The sequence below is a fragment of the Nonomuraea sp. NEAU-A123 genome (genome assembly GCF_018603905.1).
GTDB lineage: Bacteria > Actinomycetota > Actinomycetes > Streptosporangiales > Streptosporangiaceae > Nonomuraea.
The window spans coordinates 762,475-777,531 of the sequence record NZ_JAHFZZ010000001.1 but is presented as its reverse complement, the minus strand read 5'-3'; the positions used below and the strand labels follow the sequence as shown (position 1 = coordinate 777,531).

The 15,057-nt window shown below is 70.5% G+C and carries 13 protein-coding genes; 3 read left to right on the top strand and 10 right to left on the bottom strand.

The genetic code is table 11. The annotated features are described in order from the left end of the window. Nucleotides 1–5 precede the first annotated feature (5 nt). The 5 genes from KLK06_RS61280 to KLK06_RS03540 are packed head-to-tail and all read right to left on the bottom strand — an operon-like array spanning nucleotide 6 to nucleotide 4,532. The gene (locus tag KLK06_RS61280; RefSeq protein ID WP_284734860.1) at nucleotides 6–140 is read right to left on the bottom strand and encodes a hypothetical protein; all 135 of its coding nucleotides are present in this window, start codon (nucleotides 138–140) and stop codon (nucleotides 6–8) included. Nucleotides 141–142: 2 nt separating this feature from the next. Beyond that, nucleotides 143–1,003, bottom strand: a complete 861-nt coding sequence (locus KLK06_RS03555; protein WP_214633791.1) for an alpha/beta fold hydrolase — start codon at nucleotides 1,001–1,003, stop codon at nucleotides 143–145. Between the two features lie 9 nt (nucleotides 1,004–1,012). Further along, a complete protein-coding gene (locus KLK06_RS03550) occupies nucleotides 1,013–2,341 on the bottom strand; it encodes a M20 family metallopeptidase (protein ID WP_214633790.1) in 1,329 nt (442 codons plus the stop codon). Next, complete coding sequence (locus KLK06_RS03545; protein WP_214633789.1) at nucleotides 2,338–3,315, bottom strand: hypothetical protein; 978 nt, start codon at nucleotides 3,313–3,315, stop codon at nucleotides 2,338–2,340. The genes KLK06_RS03550 and KLK06_RS03545 overlap by 4 nt, the downstream gene beginning before the upstream one ends. Beyond that, nucleotides 3,315–4,532 (bottom strand): Rieske 2Fe-2S domain-containing protein, encoded by a 1,218-nt coding sequence (locus tag KLK06_RS03540; protein ID WP_214633788.1) that lies wholly within the window; start codon nucleotides 4,530–4,532, stop codon nucleotides 3,315–3,317. The genes KLK06_RS03545 and KLK06_RS03540 overlap by 1 nt, the downstream gene beginning before the upstream one ends. A 237-nt stretch (nucleotides 4,533–4,769) precedes the next feature. On the opposite strand from KLK06_RS03540, the gene KLK06_RS03535 reads away from it, so the two are divergent. Beyond that, nucleotides 4,770–5,741, top strand: a complete 972-nt coding sequence (locus KLK06_RS03535) for an NAD(P)/FAD-dependent oxidoreductase (RefSeq protein ID WP_214633787.1) — start codon at nucleotides 4,770–4,772, stop codon at nucleotides 5,739–5,741. 30 nt (nucleotides 5,742–5,771) lie between these two features. Further along, nucleotides 5,772–6,113 (top strand): indolepyruvate ferredoxin oxidoreductase subunit alpha, encoded by a 342-nt coding sequence (locus KLK06_RS03530; RefSeq protein ID WP_214633786.1) that lies wholly within the window; start codon nucleotides 5,772–5,774, stop codon nucleotides 6,111–6,113. A gap of 41 nt (nucleotides 6,114–6,154) precedes the next feature. On the opposite strand, the gene KLK06_RS03525 is transcribed toward KLK06_RS03530, so the two are convergent. The 3 genes from KLK06_RS03525 to KLK06_RS03515 form a co-directional block, all read right to left on the bottom strand. After that, the gene (locus tag KLK06_RS03525) at nucleotides 6,155–6,922 is read right to left on the bottom strand and encodes an enoyl-CoA hydratase/isomerase family protein (RefSeq protein ID WP_214633785.1); all 768 of its coding nucleotides are present in this window, start codon (nucleotides 6,920–6,922) and stop codon (nucleotides 6,155–6,157) included. Nucleotides 6,923–6,952: 30 nt separating this feature from the next. Continuing rightward, nucleotides 6,953–9,331 carry a CoA transferase gene (locus KLK06_RS03520; RefSeq protein WP_214633784.1) on the bottom strand — a complete coding sequence of 793 codons (2,379 nt, stop codon included), beginning with the start codon at nucleotides 9,329–9,331 and terminating at the stop codon, nucleotides 6,953–6,955. Nucleotides 9,332–9,421: 90 nt separating this feature from the next. After that, the gene (locus tag KLK06_RS03515; protein ID WP_214633783.1) at nucleotides 9,422–11,005 is read right to left on the bottom strand and encodes an AMP-binding protein; all 1,584 of its coding nucleotides are present in this window, start codon (nucleotides 11,003–11,005) and stop codon (nucleotides 9,422–9,424) included. Between the two features lie 121 nt (nucleotides 11,006–11,126). On the opposite strand from KLK06_RS03515, the gene KLK06_RS03510 reads away from it, so the two are divergent. Further along, nucleotides 11,127–12,740 (top strand): DUF4038 domain-containing protein, encoded by a 1,614-nt coding sequence (locus KLK06_RS03510; protein ID WP_214633782.1) that lies wholly within the window; start codon nucleotides 11,127–11,129, stop codon nucleotides 12,738–12,740. Between the two features lie 7 nt (nucleotides 12,741–12,747). Here the strand turns inward: KLK06_RS03510 and KLK06_RS03505 are convergent, their stop codons facing one another. Next, nucleotides 12,748–13,647 carry a DUF4097 family beta strand repeat-containing protein gene (locus tag KLK06_RS03505; protein ID WP_214633780.1) on the bottom strand — a complete coding sequence of 300 codons (900 nt, stop codon included), beginning with the start codon at nucleotides 13,645–13,647 and terminating at the stop codon, nucleotides 12,748–12,750. Between the two features lie 91 nt (nucleotides 13,648–13,738). After that, nucleotides 13,739–14,896: a serine hydrolase gene (locus KLK06_RS03500; RefSeq protein ID WP_214633779.1), complete on the bottom strand. Its 1,158-nt coding sequence runs from the start codon at nucleotides 14,894–14,896 to the stop codon at nucleotides 13,739–13,741. Nucleotides 14,897–15,057: the final 161 nt, after the last annotated feature.

Sequence of the window (15,057 nt, the reverse complement as noted above, 5' to 3'; positions counted from 1 at the left end):
CACCTTCAGCGGTCGAGAGCGGGCTTGTCTTGATTGATGCGGTGCACCTGGGTGTTGCTGCGGGCCGCGAGCAGGCGGCCGAGGATCACGACCAGCGCGATGACGGGCGCGGCGATCAGCAGCTTCCTGGTCCTGGACATGCTCATCTCTCCATTCCGGCGCCGAGCGAGTTCAGGAAGCCGGTGACCACGGCGTGGTACGCCGCCGGCCGTTCCTCCTGGAGGTGGTGCGAGGCGTGGTCCATGACGTGCAGGTTCCCGCGGGGCACCATGCGCGCGAGCATCAGCGGGTAGTCGGGAGTGAGGAAGGCGTCCTGCATGCCCCACATGAAGAGCGCGGGCGCCTGGATCTCGGCCAGTTCGGCGGTGAGGTCCTGCCATTCGCCACGGGGCGAGTCCGACATGGCGGCCAGTTCCCGCTCCCCGGGGTCCAGGCTCTGCTCGTAGCGCAGGTCCAGGGTGGACTCGGGCAGCCGGTCCCCGTCGTACCACTCCAGCCGGGTGATGAGGTCGCGCATCTTCTGCCGGGTGGGGCCCTCGCCGCCGTAGTAGGCGTCCCGGGCGGCGCGACCGCGGCGACCGCCTTCGGGCAGGGGCGCGAGCGGGCCATAGAACACCGGCATGCTGCCGGTGATGACCAGCGAACGGACTCTGTCCGGGTAGCGGGCGGCCAGGCACAGCGCGATGGTGCCGCCCCAGGAGTTGCAGATGAAGTCGGCCCGCTCCACACCCAGCGTGTCCATGAGCGCCACGGTCTTGGCCGCGTGGAAGTCCCACATCGGGCCGGTGATCAGGCACTTCTCCGACTTGCCGTACTGCAGGATGTCGACGATCAGGCAGCGCCGGTCGGCGGCGAAGAGCGGCGCCACCGGGCCGAAGTCGCTCCATCCGGTGCAGCCGGGGCCGCCGCCGTGCAGGAAGATCGTGTCCGTCCCCGAGCCCAGCTCGAGGTAGTGGTATTTGACGCCGTCGGCGTCGGCGTACGAACCGCTGGGGGGTTCCATTTCGCCTCCTTAGTCCTTGGTCTCGTCGATCTCGGCGCGGGTCCGCGTGGTGGTGTCGACGGCCACCCGTACGAGCAGCTCGCACAGGCGGCGCATGGCTCTGACGTCGACGGTGTTCATCCCACGGGCGAAGTCGACGTCGAACTCGGTGGAGACGACCTTCGGCATGCCCACCCGGGCGGTCGGGATCCCCCGCGCCCGCAGGATGTTGGCGTCGGTGGCGCCGCTGTTGCCGTCGATGGGCTCGTGCCGGCGGCCGGACACGCTCTCCCAGGCCCGGACGGCACTGCGCACGACCCAGTCCTCCGGTGGCGTGCGCGTGCCCGGGATGGCCAGCACCAGCTCGACCGCCAGGTCCACGCCCAGCTCCGCCGACAGTCGCCGGAGGTACGCCGCTAGCTCGCGCTTGGCCGCCAGCGGCGTCGTGCCGGGCGCGATCCGCAGGTCGAGGCGGATGCGGCAGGCCGCGGACGTGACGGCCGGCATGCGCTCCCAGCCGCCGGCGACCGAGCCGATGATCCCCTGAGGCGCGGCCGTCGCCGTGCGGTGCCGCTCGGGGTAGTCCGCCAGCCACCGTTCCAGCCGCGTCACCACCTCGGCGGCCGTCACGATCGGGTTCTGGTACGGCAGCCGGTGCCGGCTGCCGGAGTAGGTGTGGATGCCGGGGACGACGATCTCGAACCAGCACAGACCGACTTCTTCGTGCGCGACGAAGTCCCCCGGCTTGGCGATCACGGCGTAGTCGGGGTGCCAGCCGCGTTCGAGCAGGAAGGAGCAGCCGACGCCGTGCCCGGTGTTGAGCCGGCCGGTGCCGTCGATGGCGTTGGTCGGCATGCCGCCCGCCCCGAAGGCGATCAGCAGGTCTCCGGCGAGCCGCGCCCGCACCCCGGCCAGGGCCTCGCCCACGACGAGGACGCACGCCGCGTGGCCCTTGGGGTTGCTCGCGCCGAGGCCGCTGACGAAGGGGCCGTCGCAACGCGCCTCGGCCCGCATGTCGGGGCGCAGCACGGGGCCGATCCACGGCACGTCCAGGTCCGGGTCACCGGTGGTCAGGGTGTCGATCGGGGCGTACAGCATGAGGTCGGCGCCCGTACCGTCGCCTCTCAGCCGGCCGACCGCGTTGGCCTGGCCGTCGTCGATGCGCTGCTGGTGCGCGTCCAGGCCCGCGGCGGCGAGCCGCTCGGCCAGCCATCGGGCCAGCGGCGCCTCCCCGCCGGTGGGGCTGGCGATGGAGGTGACCCCCACCGCCGCCTCGCGCAGGCGGTCCTCGGTGATCGACGCGAGCGCCTCCGTCACGATCCGCTCGCGCTCGGCCTCCTTCATGTCGATCGTGCTCATGCCGACGGTCTTCCTGCCGACGGTCTTCCTGCCGCGGACGGGGCGGGCTCGATGACGGCGACCCCCATGCCGGTCAGCCATTCCGGCATCGGCGCGTAAGCCAGCGTCCGCCCGGGGGCGAAGCCCAGGGCCGCCGCCATGGTCAGCCAGGTCCGCAGTTCCTGGCCGCCGTTGCCGGCCAGGACCTCGATCTCCGCGGTGGACAGGTTCGCGTAGCGCGACAGCTCGCCCTTCTCCAGCGCGGCGAGGAACTCCTCGTCGAACTCGGGGAAGATGGTGGGCCGCGCGGCGGTGATGATCTGCCGCCGGCGCGCGTCGTAGCGCTGCCAGTCGCCCCGGCCTTCGCGCCAGGCCTCCACCAGGAACTCCTCGTCCTCCCCGTCGGGGTCCTGCCAGCGGCTCGGCCACGGGAGCCGGTGCGAGAGTCCGCCGGACGCGATGACGGCCACCCTCAGCTCGTCCGGCAGCGCGTCCACCGCGGCGGCGATGTTGCGCCCGAGTTCGACGCAGCGGCGCATGAGGGGCAGCGGCGTGGCGAACACGTTCACCACCAGCGGGATCACGGGAACGTCGAGGTCGCGCAGGAGGTACTGGATCGCGTGGCTCTGGCCGTGGTCGATCTGCAGCTTCGCCGAGATCGCCACCTCGGTGCCCGCGGCCACCAGGGATTCGGCGACGGCCTGGGCGACGGCGGGGTGGGTGCGCTGCGGTCCCGACGGCGTTCCCGACTCTCCCGAGGAGATGACCTCGTCCACCCCGAGGGTGAAGGCGGGAATCAGGTCCAGCCAGAAGCCGCGGAAGTGGTTCGAGCCGATGATGATCGCCACGTCCGGGCGGGCGGCGGCGAGGGCGTCGCGGGCCGTGCCGAGCGCGTCGCGGAAGCGTTCGGCACGGTCTTTGTGCTCGACCTGCTCCCAGTGCGTGTTCATCAGCGTCGAATGGGAGGCCCCCACGCCCAGGACGATCCTGCCCATCAGCCGGCCTGCTTCGAGGGGAGTCCCAGCCGTTCGATGCGCTCCTCGGTGACGTCCTCGGCGAGCTTGCGCCACTGCAGGAGCGAGTCGTCGGGGCGGTAGAGCCGCTCCGGCGGCGCGTCGGTCACCTCGACCATCCATTTGTCCTGGCCGGAGAACTGGCCGTGGAACAGCCAGCGGACGGCGCCGAGATACTTGGCGTAGAAGGGCAGCGTCCTGATGCCCTTCTCGAAGTTGGCCATCACGCCGACGTAGAGGTGGTTGCCGGCGTCGACCGGCACGTAGAACTCGTAGTGGATGAAGGTCGGATAGACGATGCGCAGGACGCCCGGCATGCTGACCGAGGCGAACCCGGGGAAGTCCTCGGCCGCGATGGCCGGGTTCACCTGCCTGTGGCTGCCCGTGTTCCCGATGTTGGCGACCTGCTTCGGCGGCTTGAGCTTGAACCACGCCTGGTTGTTCCACCGGCCGAGGCCGGGGAAGTCGGCATCCCAGTGCTGGGCCTCCTGCACCCGGTAGATCCAGCGGCCGCGGCGTTCGATCCGGGTCTCGTTCCACACCGGCATGGCCTTGAACAGCCGCCACAGCGCCGTGCGGTGCAGGTACTTGGCGTGGCCCTCGTCATAGCCGTTCTCGCAGGCGAAGCGCCAGTTCCCCTCGCGCGGCTGAATGCGCGCGCCGATCACGGCCGGGTTGTCGCGCAGCTCCTCGGGGAGCTGGTCGTCGATGGGCGGCGCGTCCTCGCCGTCTCCCACGAAGATCCACACCATGCCGAGGCGTTCCTCGACGTCGTAGGTGGGCTGGGTCACCTTTCCGCAGATCGGTGACCGCGGGCCGTCGGTGATGGCCGCCTTGAGATCGCCGGTCTCCAGGTCGAACGTCCAGCCGTGGTACGCGCACGAAATCGTGCCGGGGAACTGCTGGTTGCCGTAGCTCAGCGGCACACCCCGGTGCGGGCAGCGGTCTTTGAGCGCGTACGCCTTGCCGCCGTCGCGGATGACGACGATCCGCTCGCCGAGCAGGGTGATCGCCTTGGGCTTGCCGGTGATGTGCGAGGAGAACGCCACCGGATACCAGTAGCCGCGGAACCCGCTGGCCGCGCCCTGGTAGTGGGGCCAGCTCGACCAGTCCTGGCGGCCCGGCAGCTTGCCGCGCCGTGACGGCCGGCGCCTGGCAGCGCCTCCGGCCGCAGTCGGCGCATCCGCCTCTGCACTCATTCTCGCCTCCGCTTCCCATGGCTGTGCTCGCGGCGCCCCGATGCGGCCGCCGACCACGACACGCAGTTCACCACCGGCCCGGCCGAGCGCCCAGCGGATCATCCCGCCCAGCGGACCGTGTCCCGCTGAGCGAGCCGCGTTCCGGTCAGCGGTCCGCGACCTGCGGGTTCCCGCTGCCGGGGTGTGTAGCTTCCGTGGCCTGACAGGCGACTACCGGGAGACCTAGGTGGAACCAGCGTGATCGAGACCGACATCGTGATCATCGGAGCGGGGCCGACCGGCCTCTACGGCGCCTACTGCGCGGGCTTCCGCGGCTTGCGGTCCGTGGTCGTGGACGCGCTGCCACAGGTCGGCGGGCAGATTTCGGCGCTGTACCCGGAGAAGGAAGTACGGGACGTGGCCGGCGTCCCCGGGCTGCCCGGACGTTCGCTGGTGGCCGCGCTCTCGGCCCAGGCGGCGGCCTACAGCCCGGTCTACCTGCTGGGCAGGCAGGCCGTCGAGCTGCGCCGCGACCAGGACGAGCGGCCCGTCGTGCTGCTGTCCGACGGCACGGCCGTCCAGGCACAGGCCGTCATCCTCACCTCGGGCATCGGGACGTTCACCCCGCGCCCGCTGCCGGCCAGCGAGGAATGGCTCGGCCGGGGGCTTTCGTACTTCGTGCCGGACCTGTCCGAACACACCGGCCGCGACGTCGTCGTCGTGGGTGGCGGGGACAGCGCGGTCGACTGGTCGCTGGCGCTGGCGCCGCTGGCCAGGTCGGTCACCCTGGTGCATCGCCGGGCCGCGTTCCGCGCGCACGCCGCCGGCGTCGAGGCCGCCCGGGTGGCCGGGGTCAGCATCGTCGTCGACAGCCAGGTGGTCGCCCTGTCCGGTGGCGAGCGGGTCGAGAAGGCGCACCTTCGTACGCGCGGCGAAGAGGACCGGGCGCTGCCCGCGGAGTCCGTCATCGCGGCCCTCGGGTTCATCAGCGACCTCGGCCCGCTCGCGGACTGGGGCCTGGAGCTGCGCGGCAGGTCCGTCCTGGTGAACCGGCGCATGCGCACCAACCTGCCCCGCGTGTACGCGGCGGGCGACCTCGCCGACCACGAGGGCAAGGTCCGCCTGATGTCGGTGGGCTTCGGCGAGGTGGCCACCGCCGTGAACAACGCCGCCGTCGAACTGGACCCCGAACTGGCCCTGTTCCCCGGGCACTCCACGGACACCGCCTGACCCCGTACTCCAGCAGACAGGAGAAGATCCATGAGCTACGTCATCGGCCCCGCCTGCATCGACGTCAACGATCGCGCGTGCGTGGACGTATGTCCCGTCGACTGCATCTATGTCGGCGACCGCAAGAGCTACATCAACACCGCCGAGTGCATCGACTGCGGGGCCTGCGAACCGGAGTGCCCGGTCGAGGCGATCTTCGTCGATCGCACGGCGCGCGGCGACGAGACGCGCACGCTCTTCCTGCACGACTCCAAGGCCTTCTTCACCGAGGTGCTGGCCGGACGTGACGAGCCGCTGGGCAACCCGGGCGGCGCCCGCAAGGTCGGCGACCTCAACACCGACACCTCGCTGGTCACCGGCTACAACGACTGAGAACGGCGGAGGTCCGGCCGTCCGCCGGACCTCCGCCGTTGTCAGCGGCCGCTGAAGCGCGGCTCGCGCTTGTCCAGAAACGCCTGGAGCCCCTCGGCGGCATCGTGGGTGTGGATCAGCTCCATGACGGCCTGGCGCTCCATTTCCAGCCCCTCTTCGATCGGCAGGCCGTACCCGGCGTCCACGATCTGCTTGAGCAGGCCGATGGTCCCGGTCGGCTTGGCCGCCAGGCTCTCGGCGTGCTCGGCCACCACACGGTCGAAGTCCTGGTCGTCCGCCACCACGTCGACCAGCCCCAGATCGAGCGCTTCGGCCGCGGACAGGCGAGCGCCCTCGATCATCAGACGCTTGGCGCGATGCGGGCCGAGCAGGCGCGGCAATCGCTGGCTGCCACCCGCTCCCGGGAACAGGCCCAGGTTGATCTCGGGGAAGCCGATCGTCGCCGAGGCCGTCAGGATGCGCAGGTCACAGGCGAGGGACAGCTCGGCGCCGCCGCCCAGGGCGTGACCGTTCATCGCCGCGATCACCGGCTTGGGCGCCAGTTCGAGCAGCCGCTGTACGTCGATCCAGCGGCGCATCTTCACGTGGTTGGCCGGCGAGAGGTCACGCATCACGGCGATGTCCGCCCCCGCCACGAAGAAGCGGCCGGTCCCGCGGATGACCAGGCAGCGGACCGTGACGTCCTTGGCCAGCTCGGGGAGCAGCGCCAGGAACTCGTCGATCATCGCGGGGTCGACGGCGTTGGCGGGTGGGCGATTGATGACGATCGTCGCCGTCCCCCCGTCGCGCCGCACGTCCAGCACGTTCATTTGCCCTCCCATGGGGTTATTTCAGTGGTGTCATTCCAGAGCCCCGGCCTCGTGTAGCAGGGAGAGCTCGTCGTCGTCCATGCCGAGCAGGCCCTTCAGCACCGCGTCGGTGTGCTCGCCCAGCAGGGGGGCCGGTGCCGTGAGCGCTCCGGGGGTGGCGGACATGCGGACCACGATGCCCTCGTGCCGGACCGGACCCGCGAGCGCGTGCTCCAGCACCGGGTAGAAGCCGCGCGCGGCCAGGTGTTCGTCGGCGTCCACCAGGTCCCGGCCGGTGGCGACGACGGCGGCGGCTATGCCCAGCCCTTGCAGTTCGGCCGTCAGAGAGTCGCCGTCGTGTTCCGCGCACCAGGCCGCCAGGGCGTCGTCGATCTCGTCCTCGCGCCGGCGCCGCTCTTCCAGTCCGGCGGACGCCGGCACCGGCAGTCCAGCGTGCTCGGTGAGGCGCCGCCATTCCGCGTCGCCGCGTACGGCCAGTGCGAGCCAGCGATCGTCGCCTCTGGTCGGGTACACACCGTGCGGCACCATCCGCCGGTGCCGGTTGGGCTGGGCCGCCGTACGGGAATCCGTCCGGGGGTCGCCGAGCTCCGTCTCGAGCACGGCCGGCCCCATCGACGCGGCCATCGACTCCAACTGGGAGAGGTCCACGTGTCCCCCGCGACCGGCCGCGATCATGTCCAGGACGGCCAGGACGGCCGAGTTGGCGGCCACCATGTCGCCCAGCCCGAAGGTCAGCCCCTGCGGCTCCTCGCCGGGGTCGGCGGTCTCGCTGGTGAGTCCGGACATGGCCGCGAGCGTGTCGGCGAAGGTCACCGCGTCCCGCCAGGGTCCGCTCTGCCCCACTCCGGCCATCGACACCAGGATGACGCCGGGGTTCAGCTCCACCATCCGGTCGTAGGACAGCCCCCACCTGTCGAGCACGCCGGGACTGAAGTTCTCGATGACCACGTCGCATTCGGCGACGAGCCGCCGCAGCACCTCACGACCGGGCTCGGTACGCAGGTTGAGCGCGACGCCGCGCTTTTCGCGGTTGAAGTTGATGAAGTAGCCGCTGTCGTCGAAACCCGCTTCGGGGCGCAGCCGCATCGACGGGGCGAAGCGCGTGGGGTCCTGCCGATGCCGGGATTCGATCTTGATGATGTCCGCGCCGTGCTCGGCCAGCGTCTTGGTCGCGTACGGGCCCGCGAGCACCCAGGTCAGGTCCAGGACCCGGATCCCGGCGAGCGAGCGCCCACCGGCCTCGATCCCCTCCCGGCGGCCTCGGGGGCGGGCGGACTGCCAGGGCGCCTCGGCATCAGCGGGAAGGGGCTCGCTGAGGCGTACCGGACGTGGAAGGTCCGGGGCGGCGAAGGGGAAGCCCACGTCCGTGACGCCGTCGGGCGGCAGCCCTTCGCCCAGGATGCGCGTGAAGAAGGCACGCTCGGTGAGCTGGGGGTTGGCGGGCAGGCGGGCGGCCGTGGCGACCTCCGCCCATGGCAGCGCCCGGGCGCGTCCTTCCGCGGCGATGAACGCGGCGGAGCGTTTCGCGACGAACCTGGCCACGATCTCGTCCACGTGACCACGACCCCGCCAGCGGAAGACGGGATCGGACCACTTCTCCTCCGTCAGGTCCTCGGCCTCGCCTGACTCCGCCATCCAGGCGAGCAGATCCGTCCACATGCGGTCACTGCCGGAGTACCCGCCTGCGACATGGCCGTCCGCGGTACGGAAGACGCGGTGCGCCACGTGCTCGTACACCCCGCCATTGCGGGACGGGTACCGGCCGGCGTGGATCCAGGAGATGGCGGCCGTCTCCAGCGTGGCGGCCACCGCCTCCTGTACGGAGACGTCGATGAGCTGCCCGTGCCCGGTGCGGTCGCGGGCGATGACGCCGAGCAGCGCCGCGATGGCCGCGTGCGCCCCCGCGAGCTGGGTGGCCTGCTCGCGGGGCGGCGGCTTGGGCGGCTGACCGGGCTGCCCGCCCAGCCAGGCCATGCCACCGGCGGCCGCGGCCACGAGGTCGTCGGCTCGCCATGTGCGCCGGGGGCCGGTCGTGCCGAACGGGGTGACCACGACGTGGATGGCCCCTGGCCAGCGCGACGACACCCCGCCGTCTCTTGTGCCATCTCCTGTGCCGGCTTTCGTGCTGGATGCCGGGTCGGCTCCTGCGCGCACGCCGAGGAGCTGGTCGAGGGGGCCGCTCTCGATGACCACATCCGCCTGCTCCACGAGCCGGTCGAGCGCGGCGGGGCTCTTCGGGACGCCCACGACCCGCTTTCCCGCATGCCAGTGCAGCGTCTCCGCGCGCGACAGTGCCGGAGCGGGCGAGCGTTCGACGCGTACGACATCCGCCCCGAGACCCACCAGCAGCCGGGCCCCGTGGAAGGCCAGCTCATCGGTGAGGTCGAGAATCCGCAACCTGTCCGGCATGCCGGTCTCCTCCCATGTGCAGAAGGCTCGAACGTAGAGCGCGGGATCGCCGGGGCGCGACCCTCCCGGTCTGTCCAGCGGTCCGCGTGGTCAGCTGATCGATGCGGTGGCGTCCCATGCGTCCGGCGGCACTCCTTGGCCGCGTAGCTCGCCCTTGACCACTTTTGTAGAGGTGTTTCGTGGCAGGTCGTTGAGTATGCGGATGTATCGGGGGACGGCGTGGCGTGGGAGTCGGTCGAGGCACCAGGCGTGTACCTGTGGTGCGGTGAGGGTGGTTCCGGGTGCCGCGCTTACCGCTACCAGTACTTCTTCTTCGGTCAGTTCTGAGGGCACGCCCACTGCGGCCGCGTCTAGGACGCCGGGCATGGCGGCGACCGCTTGCTCCACGTCCCAGGTGGGGATGTTCTCGCCGCGTCGTCTGATGACGTCGGTGCGGCGGCCGGCGAAGTAGAGGTAGCCGTCGTCGTCGAGTCGGCCGCGGTCTCCGGTGGTGAACCATCCGTCCCGCAGGACCTTTCCGGTGGCGGCGTCGTCGCCGGCGTAGCTGGTGAAGGTGATCGATTGTGCTCGGGGTCTGGCGGTGATCTGTCCGATCTGTCCTGCTGGCAGGGGGTGGCCGTGGTCGTCTGTGATCACTACTTCGTATTCCGGGACGGGTCGTCCGGCTGAGCCGGGTCGGCGGGTGGTGGGTGTGCTGGCGGCCACGTCGCCGAGTTCGGTGCAGGCGTAGGCCTCCAGCAGGAGGACGCCGAACCGGTCCAGGAAGCGCCTCGATAGGGCTTCGGGTGCCGGTCCTCCGTAGGCGCGGCGTACTTGGTGGTCGGTGTCGGTGGCGGAGGTGCGTTCGAGGATGGCGGCGATGGCGCCCATGAAGTTGAAGGCGGTGATGCGTTCGCGCCGGCAGGTGTCCCAGAAGCGGGAGGCGGAGAAGCGGGGGTGGGCCACGAGGGTGGCGCCGGTGATCAGTGCGGGCAGCAGGCCGGCGTGTCTGACGTTGATGTGGTTCCAGGGGAAGACGTTGTACAGCACGTCGTGCGGCCCGTAGTCCATGGTGCGCACCACCCGGCGAGCATGCCGGACGCCCGCGAAGTGCGGCAGCAGCGCCGCCTTGGCCCGGCCGGTGGTGCCGGAGGTCGCCATGACGACGGCCGGATCCGCCGGCCCCGGCCGCCACGATGGGAGCCGGCCGGGTGAGGCGACCAGGTCGTCCAGATCAACCGAACCGGGGACCTCGGTCTTTTCCCGCTCGGTGGCGAGCACGACGTGGTCCATCCGCGTGGCCAGGGTGAGCAGGTCGGGGTTGTCGTGTATGGCGTCGGTGCCGGTGATGAGGACCCGTGCTCCGGTGGCGGCGGTGAGTTGCTCGGCGGCGGTAAGGCGTGTGTCCAGGGCCAGGGGTACTTCCACGGCGCCGAGTCTGGCCAGGGCGAAGAGCACCTCGATGAGTCGCGGGCCGGGACGCAGGCACGTGAGGACCCGGTCTCCGGGCGACACCAGGCCCGCCAATCCTCGCGCCACGGCAATCGCCCGCTCGTGGCACTCCCCCACCCGCAGCGACACGCCGTCCTCGAACCGGACGAGCTCCGCCTCCGGCGCGACGGTCGCGCGGCGTTCCAGCACGTCGAGCATCGTCTCGGGCAAGGCCGTGACATCGTCCGCACCACGACTGTCCATGTTCTCCCCCGATCGGCACGGTCCACCCACCGGACCCCGGATGGAGGGACGCCCGGCCATTCCCGCACCATATGAGGATGTCTTATACCTCATCGCACAGACCGCAGAGGGTCGTCCGCTGATGGGAGACTTCATCCACATTCGCGGCGCCTGGCGCGAGGCCGAGATCACGCTCACCGCCTCCTCCGACATCCCCGACGCCTACGCCACGGTGGACGTCTGGGCCGACTTCACCCACGACGACGGGCGTGTCCTGCGCAGGCCGGCGTTCTATGACGGTGGCCGTACCTGGCGGATCCGGTTCAGCTCTCCCCTGGCACATGGCAGGTGGCGCTGGACCACCCACGCCTCGATTGACGACCCGGGGTTGCGCGGCATCAACGGCGTGATCGACGTCACGAGCGAGATCGTGGATACGGGCCAGGTCTCAGGTGCGGGCCAGGTCGCAGACGCGGGCCAGGTCACGGACGCGGGGCCAGGTGGACACCGATTCCTGCGGCACGGCTTCTGGACCATGTCACCGGGCGGGCGCAGCCTCGTCCACCGCGACGGTACCCCGGCCATCCTCGTGGCCGACACCGCCTGGGCGCTGCCCTGGCGGGCGACCGAGGAGCAGGTCCGCGTCTATGCCGCCGACCGCCACGCCAAGGGCTTCAACGCGGTGCTGCTCATGTCCGTCCAGCCCGACATGCGCGCCACCGGCCCGCGCGACCGGCAGGCCGACGAGGGCTTCGACGTCGGCTTCGAGGACCTGCCCACCGGCCACCTCAACGAGCTCAACCCCGCCTACTTCCAGTATCTGGACCGGCTGCTCGACATCCTCGCCGAGCACGAGATCGTGCCCGTGCTGCAGCCGGTCTTCCAGGGGTTCGGCTGGAAGGGACTCGGCGTGGCCGGCACCGTCGTACCCCCGGAGGAGTACGCCCGCTACTGCCGCTACCTCGTCGCCCGCTACGGGGCCCGACCGGTGATCTACCTGGTCGGCGCCGACGGCTCCGGCCGCGAACCGCAGATCCCGGCCGGCGGCGCCGAGGTCCACGAGTGGGACTGCTACGCGCAGCCGACCGGGATCCACTACCGCCCGTACAGCGACAACCGCGCCTGGCAGGACGCCGAGTGGCTGGACTTCCAGTGGTGCCAGACCGGCCACGGCGGCGAGCACGTCCCGGAGCGGGTCGCCGACGCGTGGCGCAACACCCCGGTCAAGGCCGTCGCCAACGGCGAGCCCACGTACGAGCGCACCCGCACCGACGACAACGCCGCGGGCTGGTGGCAGGGGCACGAAGCGTGGAGCAACCTGTGCGCCGGCGGCACCATGGGCGTCGTCTACGGCGCGGCGAACATCTGGCAATGGAAGCTGCACGCCGACGAGCCCGGACACTCGCCCTACTTCGTGGCCTCCTCCGGCGGATGGTGCGACTCCCTCGGCTTCGAGGGCTCCACCTACGTCGGGCTGCTGTCCAAGATCCTCGACGGCCTGCCAACCACCGACATGGAGCCGGACTGGGAGACGTTCCTCAGCCCCAGGGGGCTGCGCGTGCCGGGCCGCCTGCATGTGGTCTACCTGGAGAACGGCGGCCTCCTGCGCCTGGCGCGCGAGGAGGGGGTGCCGATCGGCTACCGCGTCGTCGACCCGCGGACCGGCCGTACCGTGGCGACCGGACGCCGGGGGCCGGGCCGGCTGGTCGAAGATCTGGAGCACGTGCCCCGGGTCATCATCTTCTACGACGAGTGACCTGGGGTCAGGCGCGTCTGATCACGATGTCGCCGTCCTGGCTGCGGGCGCGTACTTCGACGACCTCGTCGGACCCCTCCGCGTTGTCGTGCGGATCGAGGGAGTTGCGCAAGCTGCCGTTGGCCGTACTCACGTCGAGCCACGCGGCGGTGCCCCGCTTGATGCCGACCTCGATGTCGCCGGACTGGCTGGCCAGCACGACCGAACCGCGGGTGACCTCGCCGATCCGCACGCTGCCGTGCACGGACTTGGCCTCGACCGCGCCGTGGGCGCGGTCGACGGTCAGGTCGCCGCTGTCGCTGATCAGCCGGAGGTCGCCGGTGATGTCGCGGATGTGGCTCTCGCCATCGTCGTTCCTGATCGACGCGGTGCCGTCGATCTCGTGGACCGTGATCTCGCCCGACGCGCTGGTGATCTCGGCGTGGCCGGTAACGCGTTCCACGGCGATCTCGCCGCTGTCGCTGGTCAAGTCCACCGGGCCGGCCTGGTCGAGCCGGATGTCGCCGTAGTCGGTACGGAGCCGGCACTCGCCGAGCCTGCCCGAGCAGTGGAAGCCGCCCCCCATCGTCTGGCCGTGCACGTGCGAACCCGACGGCAGCTCGATCGTCACCTGCACCGATTCGCAGCCGCCGACCAGCAGGCCCCGGCTCAGCTGTTTCACGACCTCGACGATCAGGTTGTCACCGCGGGGGCAGGGCGGCTCCAAGCCCTGAAGGCTCGCGCTCGTGACGACCAGGTTGCCGCGCTCGTACCCGACCTGGATCGCGGCCTCCTCGTCGTCATCGTCGTGCCGCACCTGGACCACCGTTTCCGTGCGGTCGCTCGCGATGATCCGCACGTCGCCGCCGGGCAGGTCGATCCTGACCGAGATCGGCTCAGGGGTGTCGAACGCGGGATGAAGTTCCATGACGCCATTCTGACGCTATTTCGACGCCATGACAAGTTATCGCGCCATCGATGATGTCACATTGGCGTCATGGCGCAGAGCAGGCGGCTTGTCAGGACTCGGCCGGGCAGAACTCCGCCGCGAGTACGTCACTGAAGACGCCGAGGCCGCTCCAGTCGCCGTTGACCTGGCTGACGACCATGTGCTTGCCGTCGCGGGTGCCCATGGCGTACGCCCACGACCCGTAGGTGGCGCCGGCGTTGCCCCAGACCGTGACGCCGCACGGCAGCTTCTGAGCGAAGACGCCGAGGCCGTATGTGGTGCCGGGGATCCAGTTCTGGGTCGTGACCATGGTGAACATCTCCCGCTGCTGCGCGGTCGGCAGCAGGCGTCCGCCCAGCAGCGCGCCGAAGAACCGGCCGAGATCCCCGGTAGTCGAGACGATGCCGCCGGCCGACCAGGCGAAGGACTGGTCCATCTCGGTCGCGTCGTAGATCTTGGGGTCGGCGTCCTGGGAGAACAGCGTGGAGTAGTGCACGGGATGCACCCCGCGGATCTTCGCCTCGCCACCCGGCAGGTACGTCCCGGTCAACCCCAGCGGGCGGAAGATCAGTCGCGAAAGCTCTTCGGCGTACGTCCTGCCGGTCGCCCGTTCGACGATCATGGCGGCCAGGAAGTAGTTGGTGTTGGAGTAGCCGAAGCCCCCGCCCGGCTGGAAGTAGGGCGGGTTGGCCAGGCCGATCCGCACCAGCTCCTCGGGGGTGTACGTGTCGTAGCGGTGCTTGAACCACGCGGCGCCCACGCCCTTGGCGAAGAAGTCCTTGTCGTTGCCGTAGTTGAAGATCCCGCTGGTGTGGTTGAGCAGCCGCCGAATGGTGATCTTGCTGCCGTCGTAGCCGTTGCCCTCGACCAGGCCGGGCAGCCACTTGTCCACCGTGTCGTCCAGGCTCAGCTTGCGTTCGGCCGCCAGTTGCAGGACCACGGCGGCCGTGAACGCCTTGGTGGCGCTGCCGATCCGGAACCGCTCCTGCTGCTGGCGCTTGCGGCCGGTCTTGGTGTCGGCCGCGCCCGCCGAGCCGAACCACTTCCGGTGGCCGTCGCGGACCTCGGCGACGATGCCGGGAGCACCGCCCTTGGCCACGGCGTCGTCGAGCGCCCGCTGGACCCCGGCATGGCCGGACGCGAATGCCGCGGGGGCCGCCATGGTGGCCCCCGCCACCGTCACCGCGGCGATGAGCAGCCTTGCCGCGGCAGGGAGGGATCTGGTCATGTCGATTCCTTTGCGATAGTACGTGTTCAGCGCACGACAAAAGCTACTTTGCCTTCACAAAACTGTCAACGCAGATTACGACACTACTTCTATTTATGCAGGTAAATGCATCGCTTGTTGCAATGAACATGAAGCCGAATGCAACATCCGATGGACAGATG